The organism is Gracilibacillus caseinilyticus (assembly GCF_022919115.1).
GTDB classification, from domain to species: domain Bacteria; phylum Bacillota; class Bacilli; order Bacillales; family Amphibacillaceae; genus Gracilibacillus; species Gracilibacillus caseinilyticus.
Genome location: NZ_CP095072.1, coordinates 932,577 through 951,516, shown reverse-complemented (window position 1 = coordinate 951,516; position 18,940 = coordinate 932,577). Strand labels below are relative to the sequence as shown.

The 18,940-nt window shown below is 43.2% G+C and carries 13 protein-coding genes, 11 tRNA genes and 3 rRNA genes; 21 read left to right on the top strand and 6 right to left on the bottom strand.

The window, feature by feature from the left end; all coding sequences use genetic code 11:
• Positions 1 to 57: 57 nt before the first annotated feature.
• The 5 genes from MUN88_RS04570 (at position 58) to salA (ending at position 5,859) form a co-directional block, all read left to right on the top strand.
• Positions 58 to 1,089 (top strand): TAXI family TRAP transporter solute-binding subunit, encoded by a 1,032-nt coding sequence (locus MUN88_RS04570; RefSeq protein WP_244721381.1) that lies wholly within the window; start codon positions 58 to 60, stop codon positions 1,087 to 1,089.
• Complete coding sequence (locus tag MUN88_RS04565) at positions 1,079 to 1,636, top strand: DUF1850 domain-containing protein (protein WP_244721380.1); 558 nt, start codon at positions 1,079 to 1,081, stop codon at positions 1,634 to 1,636. The genes MUN88_RS04570 and MUN88_RS04565 overlap by 11 nt, the downstream gene beginning before the upstream one ends.
• Positions 1,637 to 1,651: 15 nt before the next feature.
• On the top strand, positions 1,652 to 3,865 hold the full coding sequence (locus MUN88_RS04560; RefSeq protein WP_244721379.1) for a TRAP transporter permease: 2,214 nt from the start codon (positions 1,652 to 1,654) through the stop codon (positions 3,863 to 3,865).
• Between the two features lie 143 nt (positions 3,866 to 4,008).
• Complete coding sequence (cwlD, locus tag MUN88_RS04555; protein ID WP_244721378.1) at positions 4,009 to 4,725, top strand: N-acetylmuramoyl-L-alanine amidase CwlD; 717 nt, start codon at positions 4,009 to 4,011, stop codon at positions 4,723 to 4,725.
• Positions 4,726 to 4,812: 87 nt separating this feature from the next.
• Positions 4,813 to 5,859 carry an iron-sulfur carrier protein/transcriptional regulator SalA gene (salA, locus tag MUN88_RS04550; RefSeq protein ID WP_244721377.1) on the top strand — a complete coding sequence of 349 codons (1,047 nt, stop codon included), beginning with the start codon at positions 4,813 to 4,815 and terminating at the stop codon, positions 5,857 to 5,859.
• A 74-nt stretch (positions 5,860 to 5,933) separates the two neighbouring features.
• Here salA and gerD read toward each other — a convergent pair whose 3' ends face one another.
• Positions 5,934 to 6,593, bottom strand: coding sequence for a spore germination lipoprotein GerD (gerD, locus tag MUN88_RS04545; protein ID WP_244721369.1), 660 nt, complete (start codon positions 6,591 to 6,593; stop codon positions 5,934 to 5,936).
• A gap of 138 nt (positions 6,594 to 6,731) precedes the next feature.
• Here gerD and MUN88_RS04540 point away from each other — a divergent pair, with 138 nt between their 5' ends.
• Entirely contained in the window at positions 6,732 to 7,319 is a 588-nt protein-coding gene (locus MUN88_RS04540) for a KinB-signaling pathway activation protein (RefSeq protein ID WP_244721367.1), read from the top strand.
• Positions 7,320 to 7,331: 12 nt separating this feature from the next.
• Here the strand turns inward: MUN88_RS04540 and MUN88_RS04535 are convergent, their stop codons facing one another.
• On the bottom strand, positions 7,332 to 8,102 hold the full coding sequence (locus MUN88_RS04535) for a polysaccharide deacetylase family protein (RefSeq protein WP_244721364.1): 771 nt from the start codon (positions 8,100 to 8,102) through the stop codon (positions 7,332 to 7,334).
• Between the two features lie 159 nt (positions 8,103 to 8,261).
• On the opposite strand from MUN88_RS04535, the gene MUN88_RS04530 reads away from it, so the two are divergent.
• The 15 genes from MUN88_RS04530 (at position 8,262) to MUN88_RS04460 (ending at position 15,018) form a co-directional block, all read left to right on the top strand.
• Entirely contained in the window at positions 8,262 to 8,483 is a 222-nt protein-coding gene (locus tag MUN88_RS04530) for a hypothetical protein (RefSeq protein ID WP_244721361.1), read from the top strand.
• A gap of 293 nt (positions 8,484 to 8,776) precedes the next feature.
• Positions 8,777 to 10,339: ribosomal RNA gene (locus tag MUN88_RS04525) — 16S ribosomal RNA — on the top strand.
• Positions 10,340 to 10,599: 260 nt separating this feature from the next.
• Positions 10,600 to 10,676: transfer RNA gene (locus MUN88_RS04520), tRNA-Ile, on the top strand.
• Between the two features lie 10 nt (positions 10,677 to 10,686).
• Positions 10,687 to 10,762: transfer RNA gene (locus tag MUN88_RS04515), tRNA-Ala, on the top strand.
• A gap of 138 nt (positions 10,763 to 10,900) precedes the next feature.
• Positions 10,901 to 13,812: ribosomal RNA gene (locus MUN88_RS04510) — 23S ribosomal RNA — on the top strand.
• A gap of 148 nt (positions 13,813 to 13,960) precedes the next feature.
• Positions 13,961 to 14,077: ribosomal RNA gene (gene rrf / locus MUN88_RS04505) — 5S ribosomal RNA — on the top strand.
• The 16S, 23S and 5S rRNA genes sit together here with 11 tRNA genes alongside, the layout of an rRNA operon.
• Positions 14,078 to 14,121: 44 nt before the next feature.
• A tRNA-Asn gene (locus MUN88_RS04500) sits at positions 14,122 to 14,196 on the top strand.
• Positions 14,197 to 14,199: 3 nt separating this feature from the next.
• Positions 14,200 to 14,273 (top strand) — tRNA-Thr (locus MUN88_RS04495).
• 26 nt (positions 14,274 to 14,299) lie between these two features.
• A tRNA-Glu gene (locus tag MUN88_RS04490) sits at positions 14,300 to 14,374 on the top strand.
• A gap of 43 nt (positions 14,375 to 14,417) precedes the next feature.
• Positions 14,418 to 14,493: transfer RNA gene (locus MUN88_RS04485), tRNA-Val, on the top strand.
• 3 nt (positions 14,494 to 14,496) lie between these two features.
• Positions 14,497 to 14,572: transfer RNA gene (locus MUN88_RS04480), tRNA-Thr, on the top strand.
• Positions 14,573 to 14,593: 21 nt separating this feature from the next.
• A tRNA-Tyr gene (locus MUN88_RS04475) sits at positions 14,594 to 14,679 on the top strand.
• Between the two features lie 58 nt (positions 14,680 to 14,737).
• Positions 14,738 to 14,812, top strand: a tRNA-Gln gene (locus MUN88_RS04470).
• Between the two features lie 49 nt (positions 14,813 to 14,861).
• A tRNA-Lys gene (locus MUN88_RS04465) sits at positions 14,862 to 14,937 on the top strand.
• A gap of 5 nt (positions 14,938 to 14,942) precedes the next feature.
• Positions 14,943 to 15,018: transfer RNA gene (locus MUN88_RS04460), tRNA-Ala, on the top strand.
• Positions 15,019 to 15,336: 318 nt separating this feature from the next.
• Here MUN88_RS04460 and MUN88_RS04455 read toward each other — a convergent pair.
• Genes MUN88_RS04455 through gcvH form a run of 4 tightly spaced genes read right to left on the bottom strand, consistent with a single transcriptional unit; the run spans position 15,337 to position 18,926 of the window.
• Positions 15,337 to 15,717: an iron-sulfur cluster biosynthesis family protein gene (locus MUN88_RS04455; protein ID WP_244721358.1), complete on the bottom strand. Its 381-nt coding sequence runs from the start codon at positions 15,715 to 15,717 to the stop codon at positions 15,337 to 15,339.
• Positions 15,698 to 17,188: an aminomethyl-transferring glycine dehydrogenase subunit GcvPB gene (gene gcvPB / locus MUN88_RS04450; protein WP_244721355.1), complete on the bottom strand. Its 1,491-nt coding sequence runs from the start codon at positions 17,186 to 17,188 to the stop codon at positions 15,698 to 15,700. The genes MUN88_RS04455 and gcvPB overlap by 20 nt, the downstream gene beginning before the upstream one ends.
• Positions 17,189 to 18,532 (bottom strand): aminomethyl-transferring glycine dehydrogenase subunit GcvPA, encoded by a 1,344-nt coding sequence (gene gcvPA / locus MUN88_RS04445; protein ID WP_244721353.1) that lies wholly within the window; start codon positions 18,530 to 18,532, stop codon positions 17,189 to 17,191.
• Positions 18,533 to 18,536: 4 nt separating this feature from the next.
• A complete protein-coding gene (gene gcvH, locus MUN88_RS04440) occupies positions 18,537 to 18,926 on the bottom strand; it encodes a glycine cleavage system protein GcvH (protein WP_244721347.1) in 390 nt (129 codons plus the stop codon).
• Between the last annotated feature and the right edge of the window lie 14 nt (positions 18,927 to 18,940).

Here is an 18,940-nt window from a genome sequence, read left to right as displayed (position 1 = left end):
TCGATATGTATACTATGTGAAATACAAGCATAAGAATTTAGAAAAAAGGGGGGATTTATGGTGAAGAAATTCAGCTTGTTCTTGATTTTATGTCTGATGTTAGGTGCGATCCTGGTAGCTTGTGGTGATGCTTCAACGGATGCGTTGGATGAAGAAGATCAACAAAAGAACACGGAAGAAACAACAGATGCAGGCGAGGGTGGAGAAACGCCTGAAGGGTGGAAAGAAGACATTACCGTTTTAACAGGTGGTGAAGCAGGTGTCTATTTTCCATTAGGTGTAGCGATGGCGGAAATCATGGACGAACATGTGGATGGAGTGACAGCAACTGGGATTACCAGTGGCGCATCGGTCGTCAATGCAAATGAATTAAGTGAAGGCCAAGCGGACTTTGCCTTAATTCAAAATGACGTGGCATATTATGCGCATCAAGGTACCAATATGTTTGATGGCGTAGTGGACGGATTTAGTGGGGTTTTTACCATTTATCCAGAAACGATTCAAATCGTCACTTTAGCGGATAGCGGTATTGAGACAGTGGAAGATTTAGCAGGTAAACGTGTCGCGGTAGGGGATGTCGGTTCAGGTACAGAAGCGAATGCGAGTCAAATTTTGGCTGTTCATGACTTAACTTTTGATGATATTAGTGCAGAGTGGATGGGCTTTGGAGATGCTGCTACTAATTTACAGGATGGTAATATTGATGCAGCATTTGTGACAGCAGGGACACCTACTGGGAGCATTCAAGAACTAGCGGCAAGTGCAGATATAAAAATTGTTAGCATAACGGAAGATAAAATTACGCAATTAGAAGAAGAGTATCCTTATTATGTACGGGAAGACTTGGATGAAAATACGTATGAGAATTTTGATGCGACTGCCACAACGGTAGCGGTGCAAGCCATGCTGGCAGCAAGTGATGAATTGCCGGAAGATCAAGTGTATGAATTAGTGAAGTCTATTTTTGATAACTTAGATGCAATGAAAAATGCGCATGAACGGGGAAATGATCTTACCATTGATACAGCTCAAGATGGTATGTCCATTGATTTACATCCAGGTGCGAAGAAGTTTTACGATGAACAATAACAGTCAACAAGAGCGGGCATTGCTATTTAGCAATGCCCCTTTTCGAAAAGCGGGATATATCGTACTGATCATCTGTTCGTTTGTTATCGGCTGGTTCTTTTGGCAACGCCCACATTATTTGCTGGAAATTACTGATCGTAATACGGACGAGGTACTGTGGTCTGCAGAAATAGATAAAAATGAAACGTTCTCCCATGAATACGTTCATTCTGTGGAGAAGTCTCCGGTGAAAGAAGTATTTCAGTTTTCTTCTACAGGAGAAATGTTAACAATGGAGAGCTGGACAAAGTCATTTGGCGCGGGGATGCCTTATGCTAGAGAAGGCGATGTGGAAATGGAGGATGGTTATTATATATTAAGAAATTTAAACCGCCCGATCCAGGGAGGGATCATTCGGATGAAACCTTCTAATTTGTACCCGCATCGTTTCACCTTCAGACAGGACAGTTTTTATCTTTCGAAAGAACCCTTTGTTAGAAAGATTATTGAAATAGATGTACGAACTTTAACATGGTGGGAAGGATTGCAGCGATCCTTCACGTTGTAGAAGGAGGGATGGAATATGGAGGACAATCAGAGGCAAATGTTGCAAGAGCTGGAGGGTAGTGACCGGAATCTGCGCAAAGGCTGGGCACTATTCGTGCTGATGATCAGCGTCGCTCTGTCTGCTTTTCATTTGTATGTAGCAGGGTTTGGGTTACCGGGAATCGGTTCTAAGACGTTTTTGATTTTACACTTAACATTGGGACTAGTGTTAGTCTATTTAATTTTCCCTGTTAAAAAAGGACTGAGACAAGCAAGCATCCCTTGGTATGATAGCGTATTGGCACTCCTGTCACTTGCGGCAGGTGTCTATCTCATTCAAAAACAGACAGCAACGTCGATTATGTCAGGGCGACCAACTGACCTTGATTTATTAGTAGGGCTTTTGTTAATAGTACTTGTATTAGAAGCAACGAGGCGAGTTGTAGGCAAACCACTTGTCATCATTGCGCTTGTATTTATTGCTTATTTCTTTCTTGGGGAGTTTATGCCAGGTTCGTTTCATCATACAAGAGGTGACTTTGAACGGTTTGTATATGAGATTACCTATCGCAATAATGGCTTATTTGGTACGCCTATTTATGCCTCGGCACAATTTGTATTTATCTTTATTTTGTTCGGAGCCATTTTGGAATCCACTGGTGCGGGAAAAATGTTTATCGATCTGGCATTACGGATGTTCGGACGATTCAAAGGTGGACCAGCAAAGGCAAGTGTCGTTGCTAGCGGTATGATGGGGAGTATCTCCGGCAGCTCGACAGCCAACGCTGTTACAACGGGTACGTTTACTATTCCTTTAATGAAAAAGGTGGGATTTAAGCCGCATGTTGCAGGCGGCGTGGAAGTAGCTGCTTCCTCCAGTGGACAGTTTTTGCCACCCATTATGGGAGCTGCCGCTTTTATTATGGTGGAATTTACGGGAATTCCATACTATCAAATTATTCAAAGCGCCCTTATACCGGCATTACTAGCGTATATTGGTATCTTATTTATGGTTCATTTTGAAGCAAGTAAGCACGGCATCACCGGTATGGAGCGTGATCAGTTAGCTTCCGGGCGGCAATTGTTATGGAGACAAGGTTACCTGCTGCTTCCGATTCTCGTCCTTCTCTATTTTTTAGTGTATCAGCGGGTGTCTGTGAATAACTCAGCGTTCTTTTCGATTATTGTCTTACTTGTGCTGGCGATGTTTGTTCCGCGTTTTGCTAACCGTTTGGGTCGTACAAGTATGTGGGCTGCTTTATTTATCGTGGCGACTTTTTTACTGCAATACTTGATTGGGCCGCTTAATCAAGGTCTTTATGCATTGAACAGCTTATTTTATATCGACTTCTTTACAGTGGAAACGATCAGATGGAAACCAGAATTAGTCATGCTGATTCTTATCAGTACAGGACTGGCTCTTGTATTCGGTTTTGTTCAAAAAAGAAAAGAATTACCTGCTCCAGTGGAAACGTTTCATGTAAAGCGAATACTAGATGGATTCGAAACAGCCGCAAGAAACGCTTTATCGATCATTGTTGCCTGTGCTACGGCAGGTATTTTGATCGGGGTCATTACAACATCGGGACTGTCAACGAAATTCACGAGGATCGTCATTGATTTCAGTGCCACCTTAACGGATGCATTACCGTCCTTTTTAGTGACAGACAATACACAGCTATATTTTGCACTGGTTTTAACGGTATTTGCTTGTCTTCTGTTAGGGCTTGGATTACCTACTACCGCTACGTATGTGGTGCTAGCGGCGGTCGTAGCACCGGTCTTAACAGATATGGGAGTCCATGTGCTAATTGCTCATTTATTTGTCTTATATTATGGCGTGTTAGCTGATGATACACCTCCCATTAATTTGCCGGCGTATGCGACAGCAGGAATTGCAAAGGCAGGTCCGGTGAAGACAGGGCTGCAAGGCTTTAAGTATGATTCAGCAGCTATATTACTACCGTTTGTTTTTACGCTCAATCCGACTATCTTACTGCTCACAGATGCAACGTGGTATCAAATGGTCTGGGCGATATTTACAGCAACGATCGGGATGGTCGCATTTGCCTCCTTTATTCAAAATTGGCTGCTTCGCCGGTATCATTGGTATGAACGGCTATTAGTGTTGATCACAGCACTTTTGTTTATCCAGAATAATTTACTGACCGATTTGATTGGTGTCGTTATCCTTGTAGGTTTATTGGGATCCCAGTGGTTATTTGTCCGCAGTAAGAAAAAGACTATGTAAACTATGTAAACTATGTAAACTAACTTTTGTTAGGGCTGGGCTTCATTCGAAGAAAGATATAGAAAAATAAATAAATCAAGTAGGCATAACTTGCAGGCCTGTCCCATATAGTGATTACAGGATAACTATAGGGGGATAAGCGGATGTCGAAGAAAATGAAAGTAATGATCTGGTTAATTGGCTTATTTTTATTGATTATTCTGATGCAGTACCCGATGCAACGAACGATGGATTCGTGGCAGACGTGGTCGTTGCCGTTAGCTGGCACAACGATAGTCCTCGATCCAGGACATGGTGGAGCAGATGGAGGGGCAGAAGGTTCTGATGATACACAGGAGAAAGAAATAGCGCTCAGTGTGTCGAACATGGTCCGCGATTATTTGCAACAAGCTGGTGCCGTCGTCTATATGACAAGAGAGGGTGATTATGATTTAGCCCAAGACGGCACAAAAGGCTTATCAAGAAGAAAAACAGAGGACATTCAACAACGTGTCGCATTTATCAAGGAGAAAAAAGCAGATCTCTTTCTGAGTATTCATCTCAATGCGCTAGCGGCTCGACAGTGGAAAGGCGCACAAACCTTCTTTTATCCCGGACGTGAACAGAATGAAATGTTGGCTAAATCTATTCAATCTGAGATTCGCCGTAATCTGGAGAATACCAATCGGGAAGCACTTGCGTTGAATCAAATATACTTGCTGAAGTACAGTGAAATACCTGGCGCTCTAGTTGAAATTGGGTTTCTTTCCAATGAAGAAGAAAAGGAATTGTTGAAATCTACGAACTATCAGCAAAAAATGGCTGCCAGTATATACAAAGGAATGTTGCAATATGTGACAGAAGATCCGAGCAATGATTGATGGTACAGTGTTTGTCGTCTGTTTTCATCGATCGTTTATGTTATACTAGCAAATAGGATCAATTAGATAAAAATGAGGTGACCTATTTTGCTAACGGAACAAACTGTCGTGGAGCTTTTACAGAAAATGAAAGATCCATTCTTGCATAAAACATTTAAAGAAACGAATGGTATTGAGGAAGTAACCATTAAAGAAGATAAGAATCACGTTAGTGTCAAACTCGCTATTGCGAAAACGAATACAGCAGAACAAATGCAACTTCAACAGGAATTGGTTGGTGCGTTAAAGGAACTAGGAGCGGCAACGGTTGGACTTCGATTCAGTCAATTGCCGGATGAGGTAATTGAAAAATTTCAGCCAACGAAGGAGGAAGATCCTTCACTGCTTAGCAAGGATTCCAAAACCAACTTTTTAGCTGTTGCAAGTGGTAAAGGTGGCGTTGGGAAGTCAACAGTGACCGTCAATACGGCTGTTGCTTTAGCGCGTTTAGGCAAGAAAGTAGGCATTATTGATGCGGATATTTATGGTTTTAGTGTTCCTGATATGATGGGAGTAGAAGAACGACCGAAGCTTAGAGGTAATAAAATCATCCCGGTGGAACGGTTTGGTGTAAAGATTATGTCAATGGGCTTCTTTGTCGAAGATAATTCTCCTGTCATTTGGAGAGGACCACGTCTGGGTAAAATGTTGACAAGCTTCTTTAAAGAGGTTGAATGGGGAGACCTTGACTTCTTATTATTAGATTTACCACCTGGAACTGGTGACGTTGCACTTGATCTTCATAACATGATACCTTCTTCGAAAGAACTGATTGTAACGACACCACATCCAACGGCAGCATTTGTTGCTGCTCGTGCTGGTCAAATGGCGATTAATACAGAACATGAGATTCTCGGTGTCATTGAGAACATGTCCTTTTTTGAGAGTCAAGTAACTGGTGAGAAAGAATATGTATTTGGTAAAGGTGGAGGCGACAAGTTGGCCGAAGTACTGGACACAGGAGTAATTGGCCGCCTTTCGTTACAGCAGCCATTTGAAGAAGAAGGTGTATTTGCACCGTCTGTATATCAAGAAAACCACCCAAATGGTCAGGAATACCTGGAAGTGGCAAAGCAAATTCTTGAGCAATTTTAAATAGAGAAAGGGAGCTCACAAATTGTTGTAGCTCCCTTTTTTCTTTTCCATTCAAACGGACGCTTGGGCTTTACTTATCCTTGGCCCCCGCCGCTTTGCTCTTCTCCCTGTTGACTTCCTGAATCTCCAGATCCTTGTCCTGATTTTTCATCGGACTGCCCGCTACCACTGCTGCCAGATTGAGATTCCATCTGCTTGGCAGCTTCTAAGAGCAAGTCAGATATGGTCGCTTGAAATACTGGTGATGAAAAAGTTTCTTCCATTACTGTTTGTAAATGCTCTCTGAATTGCTGGCTTTTCAGAAGTGTCAATGTTTGTTTCTCCATTTCAGGATTACTGAGCACTTCCATTAATTTCTTTTGATACTCAGGATCACTCATTAATTTTTTTGTCACATCTTCTTGTTTCTCCTGTAATGCAGAAGCAAAGGATTCGACAAATTTAGGGTCTTTAAACATTTTCGTCCAAAATTCCTTCCCTTTGTCGGAAGATAAGGTTTCTGTGACAGCATCTTTGACAATTTGTGCATCAATGACATAGGTCTGTTGCATATCATCACTTGCAAGCACATCTGTAATTGCTTTTTTACCTTCGTCTGTCTTCAATATATCGGCAACCATTTTTTTTGTACCTTCGTAATTACCGTTTTCCTCGCCGCCGGAGGATTCAGATCCGCCACCACACCCAACTAGGAAAAGAAGTGTAATGATGGCGATATATATCAATCGGTTCATGTTTACCGCTACCTTTCTTATAAAAATAAGCTGTATTTATAATATGGAGTCATTTATAATTAATATGTATGAGAAGCGAAAAAAACTAAAGTTCATGGTAAAATACATAATTAGATTGGATAGTAGGAGGATTTTGTTTTGAAAAGTCGCGATGTTGTTCGATTGTTTTTTTCTACGTTACTTTTAGGAGGCGTTTCCACGCTTCTTGTGAGTTTCTTCGTTAAATCAAGTGTTTATGCTGAATATTTGAATCCGTTTAATTGGTTTGAAATATTGGGATTATTAGTATTCTTTGTCACACTTGGGTTTGTTTTCAGTTTAATTAGTCAAATGGGTTTCTTCGCATATTTAACCGTTAATCAATTTGCGTTAGGCATATTTCGCAGCTATTGGCCAACAATTCAAATAGGACTAATTATATTTGCTTTATTTGATTTAGTATATTTTCGATATCAAAGAATGGAGAATGGCAGCATCATCATATTTATCTTAACTGCCGTTGCTTTATTAATTTTCAGTTTAATTGTAGCGAGACGTAAGGCAAAAGAGACAAATAAACGAGCATTTATTCCTGCCTTGTTTTTTATGATCGTGATTACATCAATCGAATGGGTGCCAGGCTTACGTACTAATAATGGTGATTATGCCTGGTTGATGATTATCCCGTTAATTTTATGTAATACATATCAATTGCTGATACTGCACCGTTTAACTAAAAAGAAATAGACCGCAGATGGTCTATTTCTTTTTAGATTTCAGTTCTTCCTGGGATGTCTCTGCTAAAGTAATTAATTCGGAAATTGTAAGTAATTTTTTATCTTTTTTGATTTCAGGAATGACAATTTCCAAAGCCTGCTCTGTTTGTTTGACGGTATCGGAAGCATGCAACAGAATAATATCTCCATTATTAAGATTATTTAATATGTGATTAGTGATTTTATCTGTGCCAGGATTCTTCCAATCGTTCGGGTTCACACTCCAATGAATAACCTTTAATCCTTGTTTTTCTGCAACATTAATAATTTCCTCATTTAGATGACCGTTTGGTGCTCTTAATAAGTAGACATCTTCATAACCTAATTTACTAAATGTTTCCTTTGCTTTCTGAAGGTCTTTACGTACTTCTTCAATATCCTGGTCAACGTAGGATTTATATTGGTATCCGAGCATTCCAATTTCATGTTCATTCTCTGCGATTTTTTCCAAAATATCCGGATGACGCTCTGCCCATTCACCGCTGACAAAGAAGGTGGCCCGTACACCTTCGGATTTAAGTCTATCCAGAATGGGAATTACCTGTTCGTTTCCGTGGCTGATATTAAAGGTTAACGCGACAGACGCATTCTGAGAACTACCAGTATTTAAAGCCCGTGGATTTTCCTGATTGGAAAAGACAGTTGGTGTGTAATTGGATTCCAAAAATAAAAACAGGGCAACAAATAAGGCAATAGGGATAATAATAAATGCTTTCTTTTGCTTTTTCATATCTATTACATATAAACGTCTCATCTTTTTCCCTCCATTATGCTGGGCTTGTCTTTAACATCTTATGAATGCTATTCCATAAATATGATGTCTAATTATGTTTAATTTTGAAGGAAAGTGGAATATAACAATTAGTTATTGGGGAGATTAATATAAACCTTATATTTCGATAGGGGGATTCCAATGTTAGGTTTACTAATTAATAATAAGGAACAACAAGAATTACAATATGTCATTAAAAGAGAACTTGAAGAGCTGTTATTTGATTTAGAGGACCATCGAATAGATACTATGGTTAAACAAGCAATGCGCGAAAGGTACAAAGTAATCTTTCAATTGTATACACGAGTGGCCGGTGAAGAGGAAGTGAAGAAGTACATTCCGAAAAAAGTCAAAATTGAATAACATACGCTATACTATATCTTTTCAGTTAGACAGATGAGATATAGTATATTTTTTTGAAAAAAATCAAAAAAAGACTTGCTGAGTAAAAAAGTATATGGTATATTATTTCTTGTCGTCATTGAGACACGGACAAAAAAATAAACATTTAAAAAAGTTATTGACTTACCTTTTTATTCATGTTATATTAAGTTTCGTCGCAAAAAACGACATTAAAATTGATCTTTGAAAACTGAACAAAACAACCAGTATGAATTAATAAACAAGCTAGCTTATAGAAGCGAGCGCAAGTCAACTTTATTGAGAGTTTGATCTTGGCTCAGGACGAACGCTGGCGGCGTGCCTAATACATGCAAGTCGAGCGCGGGAAGCTAACTGAATCCTTCGGGAGGACGTTAGTGGAACGAGCGGCGGACGGGTGAGTAACACGTGGGCAACCTGCCTGTAAGATTGGGATAACCCCGGGAAACCGGGGCTAATACCGGATAATACATTGCTTCGCATGAAGGAATGTTGAAAGATGGCCTCTGGCTATCACTTACAGATGGGCCCGCGGCGCATTAGCTAGTTGGTGAGGTAACGGCTCACCAAGGCAACGATGCGTAGCCGACCTGAGAGGGTGATCGGCCACACTGGGACTGAGACACGGCCCAGACTCCTACGGGAGGCAGCAGTAGGGAATCTTCCGCAATGGACGAAAGTCTGACGGAGCAACGCCGCGTGAACGAAGAAGGTTTTCGGATCGTAAAGTTCTGTTGTTAGGGAAGAACAAGTGCCGTTCAAACAGGGCGGCACCTTGACGGTACCTATCGAGGAAGCCCCGGCTAACTACGTGCCAGCAGCCGCGGTAATACGTAGGGGGCAAGCGTTGTCCGGAATTATTGGGCGTAAAGCGCGCGTAGGCGGTTTCTTAAGTCTGATGTGAAATCTTGCGGCTCAACCGCAAGCGGTCATTGGAAACTGGGGAACTTGAGTGCAGAAGAGGAGAGTGGAATTCCACGTGTAGCGGTGAAATGCGTAGATATGTGGAGGAACACCAGTGGCGAAGGCGACTCTCTGGTCTGTAACTGACGCTGAGGTGCGAAAGCGTGGGGAGCGAACAGGATTAGATACCCTGGTAGTCCACGCCGTAAACGATGAGTGCTAGGTGTTAGGGGGTTTCCGCCCCTTAGTGCTGCAGTTAACGCATTAAGCACTCCGCCTGGGGAGTACGGCCGCAAGGCTGAAACTCAAAAGAATTGACGGGGGCCCGCACAAGCGGTGGAGCATGTGGTTTAATTCGAAGCAACGCGAAGAACCTTACCAGGTCTTGACATCTTCGGATGTCCCTAGAGATAGGGAGTTCCCTTCGGGGACCGAATGACAGGTGGTGCATGGTTGTCGTCAGCTCGTGTCGTGAGATGTTGGGTTAAGTCCCGCAACGAGCGCAACCCTTGATCTTAGTTGCCAGCATTAAGTTGGGCACTCTAAGGTGACTGCCGGTGACAAACCGGAGGAAGGTGGGGATGACGTCAAATCATCATGCCCCTTATGACCTGGGCTACACACGTGCTACAATGGATGGTACAGAGGGCAGCGAAACCGCGAGGTCAAGCAAATCCCATAAAACCATTCTCAGTTCGGATTGCAGGCTGCAACTCGCCTGCATGAAGCCGGAATCGCTAGTAATCGTGGATCAGCATGCCACGGTGAATACGTTCCCGGGCCTTGTACACACCGCCCGTCACACCACGAGAGTTGGCAACACCCGAAGTCGGTGGGGTAACCTTTGGAGCCAGCCGCCGAAGGTGGGGCCAATGATTGGGGTGAAGTCGTAACAAGGTAGCCGTATCGGAAGGTGCGGCTGGATCACCTCCTTTCTAAGGATTAATAGAAAGGCGAAAGCACCCGTTTAGCGACGTACAAACTGGACTGAACCGAAGGAGATAAAGGAAACACAACGAACTTTTGTGAGTTGATGTTGACTTATCGTACGGAGGTGAAGGAAGTTTGCTAGGCGCTGGGTGCTGTAGCTGGACATATTACGGAACACCTTTTACAAGGTGACAAATCATACTTGGTTGTTTGGTTCAGTTTTGAGAGATCAATCTGCCTCTCAATATCATACACTCATTAGAATGGGCCTGTAGCTCAGCTGGTTAGAGCGCACGCCTGATAAGCGTGAGGTCGGTGGTTCGAGTCCACTCAGGCCCACCATTCTAAATTTGGGGCCTTAGCTCAGCTGGGAGAGCGCCTGCTTTGCACGCAGGAGGTCAGCGGTTCGATCCCGCTAGGCTCCACCATTTTAATTTAATGTACCTTGAAAACTAGATAAGAGTAATCAGGACGTGGAAGCAACTGCTTGACAGCTGTGGAAACGAAACTGATGACAAGACATCAAACAATAACCAACTCGCTTTTCATTGGAATAAAGTAAGTATAGTTAAGTGAAGAAGGGCGCACGGTGGATGCCTTGGCACTAGGAGCCGATGAAGGACGGGACAAACACCGATATGTCTCGGGGAGCCGTACGTAGGCCTTGATCCGAGAATTTCCGAATGGGGAAACCCTCTGCTCGTCATGGAGTAGAACATTTATCTGAATCCATAGGATAAATGAGGCAGACCCGGGGAACTGAAACATCTCAGTACCCGGAGGAAGAGAAAGCAAACGCGATTTCCCGAGTAGCGGCGAGCGAAACGGAATTAGCCCAAACCAAAAAGCTTGCTTTTTGGGGTTGTAGGACACTCCTTTGGAGTTACAAAGAAATACATTAGACGAAGTGGTCTGGAAAGGCCCATCATAGAAGGTAACAATCCTGTAGTCGAAAATGTGTTTCCTCCGGAGTGGATCCTGAGTACGGCGGAACACGTGAAATTCCGTCGGAATCCGGGAGGACCATCTCCCAAGGCTAAATACTCCCTAGTGACCGATAGTGAACCAGTACCGTGAGGGAAAGGTGAAAAGCACCCCGGGAGGGGAGTGAAAGAGAACCTGAAACCGTGTGCCTACAAGTAGTCGGAGCCCTTTTATGGGTGACGGCGTACCTTTTGTAGAATGGACCGGCGAGTTACGATCCCCTGCAAGGTTAAGTGGAAGACACGGAGCCGCAGCGAAAGCGAGTCTGAACAGGGCGTTTTAGTAGGTGGTCGTAGACCCGAAACCGTGTGATCTACCCATGTCCAGGGTGAAGGTCAGGTAACACTGACTGGAGGCCCGAACCCACGCACGTTGAAAAGTGCGGGGATGAGGTGTGGGTAGGGGTGAAATGCCAATCGAACACGGAGATAGCTGGTTCTCTCCGAAATAGCTTTAGGGCTAGCCTCAAGGCATGTATGTTGGAGGTAGAGCACTGATTGGACTAGGGGCCCTTACCGGGTTACCGAATTCAGTCAAACTCCGAATGCCAATCATATTACCTTGGGAGTCAGACTATGGGTGATAAGGTTCATAGTCGAAAGGGAAACAGCCCAGACCGTCAGCTAAGGTCCCAAAGTATACGTTAAGTGGAAAAGGATGTGGCGTTGCATAGACAACCAGGATGTTGGCTTAGAAGCAGCCATCATTTAAAGAGTGCGTAATAGCTCACTGGTCGAGTGACGCTGCGCCGAAAATATACCGGGGCTAAACGTATCACCGAAGCTACGGATTGATCTACGATCAATGGTAGGAGAGCGTTCTAAGTGCAGCGAAGTCAGACCGTGAGGACTGGTGGAGCGCTTAGAAGTGAGAATGCCGGTATGAGTAGCGAAAAAGAAGTGAGAATCTTCTTCACCGAATGCCTAAGGTTTCCTGAGGAAGGCTCGTCCGCTCAGGGTTAGTCGGGGCCTAAGCCGAGGCCGAAAGGCGTAGGCGATGGACAACAGGTTGATATTCCTGTACCACCCAATTCCGTTTGAGTGATGGGGGGACGCAGAAGGATAAGGAATGCGCACCACTGGATGTGTGCGTTGAAGCAGTAAGTGAGTCAGATAGGCAAATCCGTCTGGCAATCACAAGCTGTGATCAGGAGGGAAATATAGTACCGAAGTTCCGGATTTCACGCTGCCAAGAAAAGCCTCTAGCAAGGAAAAGGGTGCCCGTACCGCAAACCGACACAGGTAGGCGAGGAGAGAATCCTAAGGTGATCGGGAGAACTCTCGTTAAGGAACTCGGCAAAATGACCCCGTAACTTCGGGAGAAGGGGTGCTTCTTTTGCGAGAAGCCGCAGTGAAAAGGCCCAAGCGACTGTTTAGCAAAAACACAGGTCTCTGCGAAGCCGTAAGGCGAAGTATAGGGGCTGACACCTGCCCGGTGCTGGAAGGTTAAGGGGATGCGTTAGCATTAGCGAAGCGTTGAACCGAAGCCCCAGTAAACGGCGGCCGTAACTATAACGGTCCTAAGGTAGCGAAATTCCTTGTCGGGTAAGTTCCGACCCGCACGAAAGGTGCAACGACTTGGGCACTGTCTCAACGAGAGACCCGGTGAAATTATACTATGCGTGAAGATGCGCATTACCCGCGACAGGACGGAAAGACCCCGTGGAGCTTTACTGTAGCCTGATATTGAATGTTGGTACAGCTTGTACAGGATAGGTGGGAGCCTGAGATACGTGAGCGCTAGCTTACGTGGAGGCGCCGGTGGGATACCACCCTGGCTGTATTGACCTTCTAACCCAGAACCGTGATCCGGTTCGGAGACAGTGTCAGGTGGGCAGTTTGACTGGGGCGGTCGCCTCCTAAAATGTAACGGAGGCGCCCAAAGGTTCCCTCAGAATGGTTGGAAATCATTCGCAGAGTGCAAAGGCAGAAGGGAGCTTGACTGCGAGACCTACAAGTCGAGCAGGGACGAAAGTCGGGCTTAGTGATCCGGCGGTACCGAATGGAAGGGCCGTCGCTCAACGGATAAAAGCTACCCCGGGGATAACAGGCTTATCTCCCCCAAGAGTCCACATCGACGGGGAGGTTTGGCACCTCGATGTCGGCTCATCGCATCCTGGGGCTGTAGTCGGTCCCAAGGGTTGGGCTGTTCGCCCATTAAAGCGGTACGCGAGCTGGGTTCAGAACGTCGTGAGACAGTTCGGTCCCTATCCGTCGTGGGCGTTGGAAGTTTGAGAGGAGCTGTCCTTAGTACGAGAGGACCGGGATGGACACACCGCTGGTGCACCAGTTGTTCTGCCAAGAGCATCGCTGGGTAGCTACGTGTGGAAGGGATAAGTGCTGAAAGCATCTAAGCATGAAGCCCCCCTCAAGATGAGACTTCCCATCACGTAAGTGAGTAAGATCCCTCAGAGACGATGAGGTTGATAGGTTCGAGGTGGAAGCATGGTGACATGTGAAGCTGACGAATACTAATAGATCGAGGACTTATCTATACAAATGTTTCTGATGTGCAACGGTTCGTTGATGTCTGTCTCTTGTCTTATCTAGTTTTCAGGGTGCAAACCCATGTAATAATATAGGATGATCGATTAAAATCGTCACATCCATGTGACAACATCGATCGACCAACATCCTTGTTGGTCTGGTAGCGATAGCGAAGAGGTCACACCTGTTCCCATGCCGAACACAGCAGTTAAGCTCTTCAGCGCCCATGGTAGTTGGGGCTCGCGCCCCTGCAAGAGTAGGACGTTGCCAGGCTATGTAATTTTTACAGCTTTGAGAAGCAGCCAGATGAATAGTATTCCACAGTAGCTCAGTGGTAGAGCAATCGGCTGTTAACCGATCGGTCGTAGGTTCGAATCCTACCTGTGGAGCCATATGCTTCCATAGCTCAGTTCGGTAGAGCACTTCCATGGTAAGGAAGGGGTCGCCGGTTCAAGTCCGGCTGGAAGCTCTGCTATTTTTATGACATATTGTATTGGCCCGTTGGTCAAGTGGTTAAGACACCGCCCTTTCACGGCGGTAACACGGGTTCGAATCCCGTACGGGTCACCATAAATACCACTTAACTTTTAGGAAAGTATAAATCCTTTTAAATGGAGGATTAGCTCAGCTGGGAGAGCACTTGCCTTACAAGCAAGGGGTCGCAGGTTCGAGCCCTGCATCCTCCACCATTAGCCGGTCTAGCTCAATTGGTAGAGCAACTGACTTGTAATCAGTAGGTTGGGGGTTCAAGTCCTCTGGCCGGCACCAGTCAAGTTCATATAGATACATGGAGGGATAGCGAAGTTGGCCAAACGCGGCGGACTGTAAATCCGCTCCCATCGGGTTCGTAGGTTCGAGTCCTACTCCCTCCACCATTGTATAAAAAGTTATTAAGTGTATATACTATTTTTGTACACTTTTTCATTTTATTGGTGGGCTATAGCCAAGCGGTAAGGCAACGGTTTTTGGTACCGTCATGCGCTGGTTCGAATCCAGCTAGCCCAGCCATTTTTATTTGTGCATTTTTTGCACTGTGTACTATATCAATAAAAAGTAAGAGCCATTAGCTCAGTTGGTAGAGCATCTGACTTTTAATCAGAGGGTCGGAGGTTCGAATCCTCCATGGCTCACCACTTTTGGGGCCTTAGCTCAGCTGGGAGAGCGCCTGCTTTGCACGCAGGAGGTCAGCGGTTCGATCCCGCTAGGCTCCACCATTATATATAAATAATAAGTAACCGACAAGCGATTTTCAATAGAGAAACGCTTTTTTTATTGTTTAAATAAAATAGAAGTCGATAAAATCAAGATTAGAATTAGAAGGAAACTACATAATAAATGAGTTTGAAATACAACTAATATTAGTCACGATAACAGCCGAATCTACATCGTATTTTCTTATTATAAAATATACGATGTAAATTCGACTTTTCTTTTTTAAGGTAAAGGAATCCTGCTAATATGATGAGGATTTGTCTCGTTCTACAGTAAATTTCGCGAATATGAATATTTTAACTTTCACATTTGTTTGACCTCTAGCCCTCATTCTTTTCATATATTTGTTGTAATGAACATGTATTAGTTACATAATCATTACCAACGATAAAACCGCATTGATCGTAGTAATCGATATAAACAATATCTTCCTCAAGATAGCGCTTAGTAGCATAATCGATTCGAAATGATATGTCATTAACTTTTAATACAGTATCAGTCTTTCTTTGATCATCACAAAAAAGTGAGAAAATAACAGATAACCCACAGCCGCCAGTTAAAGTAGCATCTATTCTCGGCAATTGTCCGTCTGGGATTTTCAACATTCTTAATTGTTTCTGTGCCTTCTTGCTAATTGTAATAATCATATCTCCACTCCCTTTTGAAGTGAAACAAAATCTTTTATACCTCGGTCGTCTCATTCACATACACTACTTCTTTTGGTCTTATATATCGTAATACCGGCTTTCGAGCAGCCTTTGTTTCATTAATTCTTCCGATGACAGTAGTATGAGGAGCTTCTAATACCCTCATTGGATTTTCCTCTACCTCCGTTGCAATATTAGTCATTGCTTCTGCAAACGCATCTAATGTTTCTTTCGTTTCTGTTTCTGTTGGCTCTATCATTAAACATTCTTCAACGTTTAAAGGAAAGTAGATGGTTGGTGGATGATAACCGAAATCCAATAATCGTTTTGCCATATCGATCGTTCGAACCCCCAGCTTTTTCTGTTTAGATCCTGATAATACAAATTCATGTTTGCAAAATTGAGGATAAGGTGAATCAAAATAAGGCTCCAATTTCTTTTGAAGATAGTTCGCATGTAATACAGCTGATTCTGATACTTGACGCAGTCCTTCAGGTCCCATAGTGCGAATGTATGTGAACGCACGGACAAGAATTCCAAAGTTTCCATAATAACCTTTCACTTGACCGATGGACAATGGATGATCGTAATTTAATGTGTATTGGTCTTCATTTTTCTCAATAAGAGGTACAGGTAAATAAGGGATAAGCTCTTTTTTTACACCGACAGGCCCTGCACCCGGACCTCCACCGCCATGTGGAGTTGTAAAGGTTTTGTGAAGATTGAAGTGTACAATGTCAAACCCCATCTTGCCTGGGGTTGTTTTTCCTAGAATTGCATTAGCATTTGCACCGTCATAATATAGTAATCCACCAATATCATGAACTACCTCAGCGATTTCTACTATTTCATTTTCAAAGAGTCCCAGTGTATTAGGATTGGTAAGCATTAATGCTGCAGTATCACTATCAACATGCTTCTTTAGTTCAACTATATCAACTAGTCCATTTTGATTGGATGGTATCGTTACTGTTGTAAATCCTGCAACAGAAGCGCTAGCAGGGTTTGTTCCATGAGCGGAGTCAGGAACAAGTACTTTTGTTCTAGTTTCGCCTTTTTGTTGATGAAAAGCTTTGGCTATCATTAAGCCGGTCCATTCACCTTGAGCACCAGCAGAAGGCTGTAAAGTGACAGCATCCATTCCAGATATTTCAGCTAGGTCACACTGGAGGTCGTATAATAATTGAAGTGCTCCTTGCACGGTTTTTTCTGGCTGATATGGATGAATGTGACTGAAACCGGCGAGACGAGCTACGTCTTCATTAATCTTAGGATTATATTTCATTGTACAAGAACCAAGTGGATAAAATCCATTGTCAATGCCATGATTTTTGTTAGACAGCGCTGTATAGTGCCGCATTAGCTGTAACTCTGATACTTCTGGTAAATCTGCCGGTGTGTCGCGTAGTAAATGTTCTGGAAATTTATCGGTTAGCAATACCTCTTTCACGTCACTATCAGGAAGGTTGACACCGATGCGTCCAGGCTTACTAATTTCAAAGATTAAATCATTGTATGCTGTCATCTATAATTCCCCCAATACATTTACAAATTGATCAATTTCTTCTTTTGAGCGCTGTTCGGTTACCGCAATCAGCAAAAGATTGTCTGTACCATAATACTTGCTCACATCATACCCGCCAATGATTCCAGCTTGTAGAAGTTTATCCGTCACTTGGCAGGTGGCTTGCGGTAATTCAACGATAAATTCATTAAAGAAAGGAGCATTATTTTTGATGATAAAGCCTTGGTCTGCTAAACGTTTCGCCATATAATCCGCTTTTTCCACATTCAAATGGGCCATTTGTTGAATGCCTTGTTTACCAAGTGCTGCCAAACAGACGGAGGAAGCAAGTGCATTTAATGCTTGATTGGAACAAATGTTGGATGCAGCTTTATCACGACGAATATGCTGTTCTCTTGCTTGCAATGTTAATGTGAAACCACGGTTTCCTTTATCATCTGTAGTTTGACCAACAATTCGACCTGGTATTTTCCGCATCCATTTTTTCTTTGCGGCAAAATATCCACAATGGGGACCTCCATAAGACATTGGTATTCCGAATGGCTGCATATCTCCAATGACAATATCAGCTCCAAGCTTGCCAGGTGCTTGCAGTAATGCTAATGCCAGTGGATTTGCACTTACAATAAGAAGTACTCCATGTTCATTTGCTATTTTTTTTATTTCTCTTAAATCCTCAATCGAGCCAAAGAAGTTAGGATATTGGACTATAATGGCAGCTGTCTGCTGATTGGTTTGTTCACTTAAGTGCTCTAAATCAGTTACATCTGTCAGTAAATCGATTTCTTCTACGGTGAATTCAGGCCCTGATGATACGGTGTTGAGAATGGCACGAGATTCTGGATGTACCGATTTGGATATTAGTACGTTAGAACGTTTAGTTGAAGCAACGGCAAGTGATGCTGCTTCTGCCACAGCTGTAAAGCCGTCATACATAGATGAATTGGCTACATCCATCCCTGTCAATTCACAAACCATTGTTTGAAATTCAAAAATAGCTTGTAATTCACCTTGACTAATTTCCGGCTGGTATGGTGTATACGCGGTATAGAATTCCGATCTTGAGATAACGTGATTAACAACAATTGGAATGTAATGATCATAAGTACCTGCTCCGAGAAAAGATGAGTATTGATTTGCATGAATGTTCTGTGCAGCTAGTTGTTGCATTTGTTTCATTAGGAGAGGTTCAGGGATTGCTTCAGGAATATTCAAATCGTTATCAAGCATAATAGTAGATGGCAGATCAGAAAATAATTCATTAATAGAATGAATATTTAAGAATTGAAGCATTTCTTTTTTGTCTTGATCTGTGTCAGGGATATAGCGATAGGTTGAAGTCATTCTATTACGCTCCTTCTTTAATAAATTGAAAATATTCATCTTCATTTAATAATTTTGTAAGCTCATCTGGTTTGGATAATTCTATTTCAATTAACCATCCAGCTTCATAAGGATCTGCATTGATCACCTCTGGTTCGGCCTCTAATTGTTCATTAATGCGAATGACTTTTCCAGTTAAGGGAGAGTATATATCAGATGCTGCTTTTACTGATTCAATGGTTCCCATCGTTTCCCCTGCTGCTACTTGACTATCTATTTCAGGACTCTCTATATATACGATATCGCCGAGCTGCTCCTGTGCAAAATCAGTAATCCCAATGCGAGCCGTATTTCCATCTAATTGTAATACCCATTCATGTTCCGTTGTGTAACGTTTTTCATTATTATTGGCCATGTCTATCTTCCTTT